At 67.0% G+C, this 6404-nt stretch carries 6 protein-coding genes; all 6 read left to right on the forward strand.

The genetic code is table 11. From position 1 onward, the window contains the following. Positions 1–78 precede the first annotated feature (78 nt). The gene (locus GC106_RS46355) at positions 79–1062 is read left to right on the forward strand and encodes a Gfo/Idh/MocA family protein (RefSeq protein WP_173142578.1); all 984 of its coding nucleotides are present in this window, start codon (positions 79–81) and stop codon (positions 1060–1062) included. Next, the gene (locus GC106_RS46360) at positions 1052–2161 is read left to right on the forward strand and encodes a zinc-dependent alcohol dehydrogenase (RefSeq protein ID WP_173142579.1); all 1110 of its coding nucleotides are present in this window, start codon (positions 1052–1054) and stop codon (positions 2159–2161) included. The genes GC106_RS46355 and GC106_RS46360 overlap by 11 nt, the downstream gene beginning before the upstream one ends. A gap of 164 nt (positions 2162–2325) precedes the next feature. Then, positions 2326–3507, forward strand: coding sequence for a glycosyltransferase (locus tag GC106_RS46365; RefSeq protein ID WP_173142580.1), 1182 nt, complete (start codon positions 2326–2328; stop codon positions 3505–3507). A gap of 280 nt (positions 3508–3787) precedes the next feature. Further along, the gene (gene vanH, locus GC106_RS46370) at positions 3788–4756 is read left to right on the forward strand and encodes a D-lactate dehydrogenase VanH (protein ID WP_312873446.1); all 969 of its coding nucleotides are present in this window, start codon (positions 3788–3790) and stop codon (positions 4754–4756) included. After that, positions 4749–5798: a D-alanine--(R)-lactate ligase gene (gene vanA / locus GC106_RS46375; RefSeq protein WP_173142582.1), complete on the forward strand. Its 1050-nt coding sequence runs from the start codon at positions 4749–4751 to the stop codon at positions 5796–5798. The genes vanH and vanA overlap by 8 nt, the downstream gene beginning before the upstream one ends. A gap of 2 nt (positions 5799–5800) precedes the next feature. Then, a partial coding sequence (gene vanX, locus GC106_RS46380) for a D-Ala-D-Ala dipeptidase VanX (RefSeq protein WP_173142588.1) occupies positions 5801–6404 on the forward strand: 604 nt, incomplete at its 3' end.

The raw sequence follows: 6404 nt of genomic DNA on the forward strand, positions 1-6404 counted from the left end.
GGCCGGCCGGCGACCGGTCGCCGCCGTCCACATGCGACACATCAGCGAAGTCCCGTTCGACTGGGTATTTTCGACGACATGCCTGAATGCCGGATCGGAATAGTCGGAGCGGGCGGAGTAGCGCACCGGCACGCTCGGATGCTGAGGAAGTTCGACGACGTACGACTGGTGTCGGTGACCGATGTGGATGCCGGACGCGCACAGGTGTTCGCGGAGCAGTACGGAATGCGTGCGGTTCCCGGGGTCGCGAAGGTGCTCGAAACCGATGTCGACGCGGTGTACGTGTGTGTGCCTCCGAACGCCCACGGAACACCCGAGGAGACTGTGGCCGCGGCCGGGCGGGCGTTGTTCGTCGAGAAACCAATTGGCCTTGACCGCACCGTTCCGGACCGGCTTGGGGACCTGCTGGACCAGGCGGGAGTCGTCACAGCGGTAGGCCACCACTGGCGGTACTCGGCGGCGGTCGCCTGGTCCCGCGAGGCACTGGCGGACCGTCCGGTACGGCTGGCGATGGGCACGTGGCTCGACAAGGTGCCTCCGGTCGGGTGGTGGACGCGCCGCGCCCACTCCGGCGGACAGGTGATCGAACAGGCGATCCACGTGCTGGACCTCGCCCGGGTCCTGGTCGGCGAGGTGGTGGAGGTGCACGCGGTCGCCGACGGCCTTCCGCCGAATGACCCGCACGCCGATGTCGACGGCGCCACAGCGGTCAACCTCCGGTTCGCGAACGGCGCGGTGGGCACGCTGGCGGCGACCTGTCTGCTGGGCTGGAAGCACCGGGCCGGCCTTGAGGTGTACGCCGAAGGGCTTGCCGTGACGATAACGGAGGACTCGCTGGAAGTCCGCGACGGTGCCGGTGACCCGCGGGTCCGCACGCTGGACCCGGACACGGCGAAAGCGGCCGCCGACAGGGCTTTCGTCGATGCCGTGCTCGGCAAGGGTGACGACGTGCGGGCGCCCTACCGCGAGGCGCTGCGGACGCATCGTCTTGCCTGCGCGATAGCGGAATCCGCCGCGCTGGGCGTCCCGGTGAAGCTGACGGGCGTGCGCGATGACCACTGAACGCGTCCTGGTCGTCGAGCGGCCCGGTCACGCCGCCTTCCGCACGGAGCCGCCGAGAGGCCCGTTGCCGGACGGCTCGTTCGACGTCCAGACACTCTATAGTGGACTGTCAGCGGGCACCGAACTGAGCTTCTTCAAGGGCACGCACCCGAACCTGACCTCGGACTGGGACAGCGAACTGGGGTTGTTCCAAGCGGTGGACCGCAGGCCCGGCTATCCGGTCCTGCGGTGGGGATACATGCAGGTGGGCCGGGTGACGGCGAGCCGGGCCGCCGCTCCGGAGCCGGGAGAACTGGTCGCCATGACGTACGGTCACCGCAGCGGCTATCGCGGTAACCCGTTGCGGGATCGTGTGGTCCCTGTTCCCGACGACCTGCACCCGATGCTCGGCATCTATGTCGCCCATATGGGTCCTATCTGCGCGAACGGATTGTTGCACGCCGCCGCCGACCAGCACGGCGCCGATGTCCGGTCGCTCGCCGACGGTGTGCGCGGGCGCAAGGTCGCGATCACCGGCGCCGGTGTGGTGGGTTTGTTGACCGCGCTTTTCAGCCGCATGCACGGCGCCGAGGAGGTGGTCCTCGTCGAACCGGCGAAAGCCCGGCGGGCGGTCGCCGAGGCGCTCGGTTTCACCACACTCGATCCCGACGCACAGGACCCCGCGGTCTTGCTGAAGACGCGGTGGCGGCACGGCCCTCAGGACCGCGGCGCCGACGTGGTCTTCCAGTGCCGTGGCCAGGCGGCAAGCCTCGCTTTGGCCTTGCGGTTGCTGCGGCCACAGGGCCCGGTCGTCGACCTCGCCTTCTACCAGCACGGCGCGGATGCCGTGCGGCTCGGCGAGGAGTTCCACCACAATGGACTGGCCATCCGCTGCGCCCAGATCAGCAGGGTGCCGCGGGGAATGGCGCACTCGTGGGACCGGGAGCGGCTGTCGGCCGAGACCGTGGCCATGCTCCGCATTCACGGCGAGGCCGTCATGGAACACGTCATCACCGACGTCGTCCCGGTGGAGCACGCGCCGGAACTGCTCGCGGCGGTGGCACAGCGCCGGCATCACGTTCTCCAGGCGGTGTTCACCTTCACCAGCGCCGGGCAGTAGCCGTCCGTCTTGTTTAGACACCCGGCTCCGGGCAACTTCTGCTCCGGCAAAGGCATCGCCGACACGAGGAGTACCCGCTATGTGCCAGTTCACCCTGGAACGTTGGTGGACGCAGTGACACGCCGTCATCCGCATGCCGGTGAGCTCGTGGCGGTCGACTACCGATGACCATCCGGGTGCTGATGAACGCCGGTCCCTGGCTGCCCGTGCCGCCGAACGGATACGGCGGCATCGAGAACATCGTCGCCGCTCTGGTGCCGGAACTGCGTCGTCGTGGTGTGCACGTCGTCCTCGCGACCATCGGCGACAGCCGGCTGACCGCCGATGAAACGATTTTTGTCTACGACAAACCGCAGTTCAGCCAGCTGCTGCGCCCCTACAATCGCGTAATGGGCTGCGCGGCCGCGCATATGCAGCGCATTGTCACCGAATTGGGCGAACGCGACGACATCGATCTCGTCCACGATCATCTTGAAGCGATCGGGCCGACCGTATTGCGTGCGATGGGCGCCGCTGCCCCGCCCGTACTGCACACGCTGCACTGGGATCTCACCAAACATCCGGAGCTCTACGGCGCCTTCGACGGCAAGGACAGGATATACGTCAACGGCGTCTCCGCCTCCCAGCTCGCCAGAGCGCCCGAAGCCCTGCGGTCGCACAGCCTCGGTCACATTCACCTCGCCACTCCCCTGGCCCACCATGCCGACCGCGCCACCACACCGGACAAGGGCGACTACGTCGTCGTGCTCGGCCGTATCACGGCAGGCAAGGGACAGCACATCGCCGCACGACTGGCCCACGCCACCGGCGTGACTGTGCTACTGGCCGGTCCTATCGGGCCCTATCGCCAGCCGGCCGAGCTCACCCACGCGCTCCATGCCGACCCGGAAGCCGCTCGCAACCCGGACGTGCGTTATTGGTGCGACGAAGTCATGCCGCATGTCGACGGCCACCGGGTCCGCTGGCTGGGCTCGTTGGGCGCCTGCGCCCGCGACAAGCTCCTGGCCGGCGCCACGGCAAGCCTCTTCCCCCTGCAGTGGGAAGAGCCGGGCGGCACGGCGGTCGTGGAGTCACTGGCGCTCGGCACTCCGATCGTCGGCTACCGCCGGGGCTGTCTGCCGGAACTCGTCGACGAAGCGGTCACGGGCTTTCTCGTCGACCCCGACGACGAGGAGACGCTGGCCGTGCGGCTCCAAACCGCGAGGGCACTGGACCCGCGGGCATGCCGTCGAGCCGCCGCTACCCGGTTCGCGCCTGCCGTGATGGCAGAGCAGTACCTCAACTTGTACGAAGTCGTCCTGCACCGTGTCCGTCTGGCCGAACGGAGGGCAGCGGTCTCCGCCTGACCGTCCTATGGCGGCTCGATGCTGTCCGGACGAGGGCCAAGACGTCCTCAGGTTGCCTCAGATGTCCGACTCTGCACGAACGTACCCTCATCCTTACCCTTTCGACTCTGATCTTGCTCGCCGTGTTGCGTTTCGGTACGACCTTGACCATCGTGGCACCTCGCCACGCGCCTTCGGTGCTGCGCGCGTACACAGAGGAGCTTGGATGGAAGGCACGATCGGCCGCGAACCAGCACGAACGGCGGCTCGCCGGGCTCGGTCGCTGGGGTCGTCGTCGGTGGTGCTGACCACGGGGATCACGGTGTATGGGTGTGAGCGGGACGAGGCGGTGGTGTTTCGGGAGTTGGCGCCGCGTGTGGGTGTGCTGCCGACGATTACCGAGGCGGCGGTGTCGGAGGCGAATGTCGATCTGGCGTCGGGGAACCGGTGTGTCAGTGTCGGGCATAAGTCCCGGGTGACCAACGCGACGCTGCGTGCGCTGAGCCAGGTCGGGGTGGAGTACATCTCGACGAGGAGTATCGGGTTCAACCATATCGATGTGGACTACGCGCGGAGTGTCGGGATTTCGGTCGGGAATGTCTCGTATTCGCCGGACAGTGTGGCCGATTACACGGTGATGTTGATGCTGATGGTCATCCGTCACGCGAAATCCGTTATCCGCCGTACCGATGTGCATGACTACCGGTTGAACGAGGTACGCGGCAAAGAACTGCGGGATCTGACCGTCGGTGTGGTGGGGACAGGACGGATCGGCGCGGCGGTGATCGACCGGTTGTGGGGTTTCGGCTGCCGGATGCTGGCCTATGACACGAACCCGCGGATCTCCGCCGACTATGTCCCGCTGGACGAGTTGCTGCAGCGCAGTGACATCGTCACGCTGCACACCCCGCTCACCCCCGAGACGCATCATTTGTTGCATCGCCGGCGGATCGAGCAGATGAAGCTCGGCGCGTTCGTGGTCAACACCGGCCGCGGCGCGCTGCTGGACACCGAGGCCCTGGTCGCCGCGCTGGGCACCGGCCGGCTCGGCGGGGCCGCGCTGGATGTCCTGGAAGGCGAGGAAGGCATCTTCTACACCGACCGCCGCGCCACGCCCCCGGACAGTGACCTGTTGCTGCGGTTGCAGAAAATGCCGAACGTCCTGATCAGTCCGCACACCGCCTACTACACCGACCACGCCCTGCGCGACACGGTCGAGAACTCGCTCGCCAACTGCCTGACATTCGAAAGCGGGAACCAGCATGGATAGACTGAAGATCGGCATCCTCTTCGGTGGCGTGTCCGAAGAACACCCTGTCTCGGTCAAATCCGCGCAGGAAATCGCGAAACACCTCAACACCGACAAATACGAGCCCCACTGGATCGGCATCACCCCCAGTGGTGCCTGGCGACTGTGCGACGGCCCCGGCCCGGACTGGGACACCACCGGCCGCCCCGCGGTGCTTTCCCCGGACCGCAGCGTGGGTGGCCTGCTCGTGCTGGAGCACGGCCAGTACACCACCCTCAGCCTGGACGTCGTGCTGCCCGTGCTGCACGGCAAACTCGGCGAGGACGGCGCCATCCAAGGCCTGCTGGAACTGGCCGGTATCCCCTACGTCGGCTGCGATGTCCAAAGCTCCGCGCTGTGCATGGACAAATCCCTCACCTACACCATCGTGCGCGCCGCCGGGATCGCCACCCCGAAATTCTGGACCCTCACCGGCGACAACAACCTCGACCTCGACAGTGACCTGGACCTGGATCAGCTCACCTACCCCGTGTTCGTCAAACCGGCCCGCTCCGGGTCATCCTTCGGAGTCAGCAAAGTGACCTCGAAAGGCGACCTGCCGGCCGCGGTGGACACCGCCCGCACCTACGACTCCAAAGTGCTGATCGAACAAGCCGTCGCCGGCAGCGAGATCGGGTGCGCCGTGCTGGGCAACGGCCCAGACCTGTTCGCCGGCGAAGTGGACCGGGTCGCGCTGTCGCACGGCTTCTTCCGCATCCACCAAGAGGACAACCCGGAGGCCGGATCGGAGAACTCCACGTTCATCGTGCCCGCCGACATCCCGGCCGAGTCCCGCACCCTGGTCCAGGACACCGCCAAGGACATCTACCGCGCCCTGGGCTGCCGGGGCCTGGCCCGGGTCGACCTGTTCCTCACCGACGACGGCACCGTGGTCCTCAACGAGGTCAACACCTTCCCCGGGATGACCTCCTACAGCCGCTACCCCCGGATGATGGCCGCCGCCGGCGTCCCGCTCGCCGAGGTGATCGACCGGACAGTGTCGCTGGCCCTGACCGGGAAATGACCATGCACGACGATTTCGCCTTCGTCGACCAGATCGTGCCCGCCCTGCGCTGGGACGCCAAATACGCCACCTGGGACAACTTCACCGGCAAACCCGTCGACGGCTACCTCACCAACCGGATCGTCGGCACCACAGCCCTGTGCACCGCCCTGCACAACGCCCAGGAAAAAGCCGAATCCCTCGGCTACGGCCTGCTGCTCTGGGACGGCTACCGCCCCCAACGCGCCGTGGACCACTTCATCCGCTGGGCACAACAACCCGAAGACGGCCGCACCAAACCCCGGCACTACCCCAACATCACCCGAGCCGACATGTTCACCCACGGCTACGTCGCCACCAAATCCGGCCACAGCCGCGGCAGCACCGTCGACCTCACCCTCTACCACCTCACCACCGGCGAACTCGCCCCCATGGGCGGCGACCACGACCTCATGGACCCCATCTCCCACCACGGCGCACCCGGAATCACCCCCACCGAAACCGAAAACCGCCACCACCTCTGCGCCATCATGGAAGCCTGCGGCTTCCGCCGATACGACCGCGAATGGTGGCACTACACACTCGAAAACGAACCCTACCCCGACACCTACTTCGACTTCCCCATCG

The sequence above is a fragment of the Kibdelosporangium persicum genome (genome assembly GCF_013280595.1).
Classification (GTDB): Bacteria; Actinomycetota; Actinomycetes; order Mycobacteriales; family Pseudonocardiaceae; genus Kibdelosporangium; species Kibdelosporangium persicum.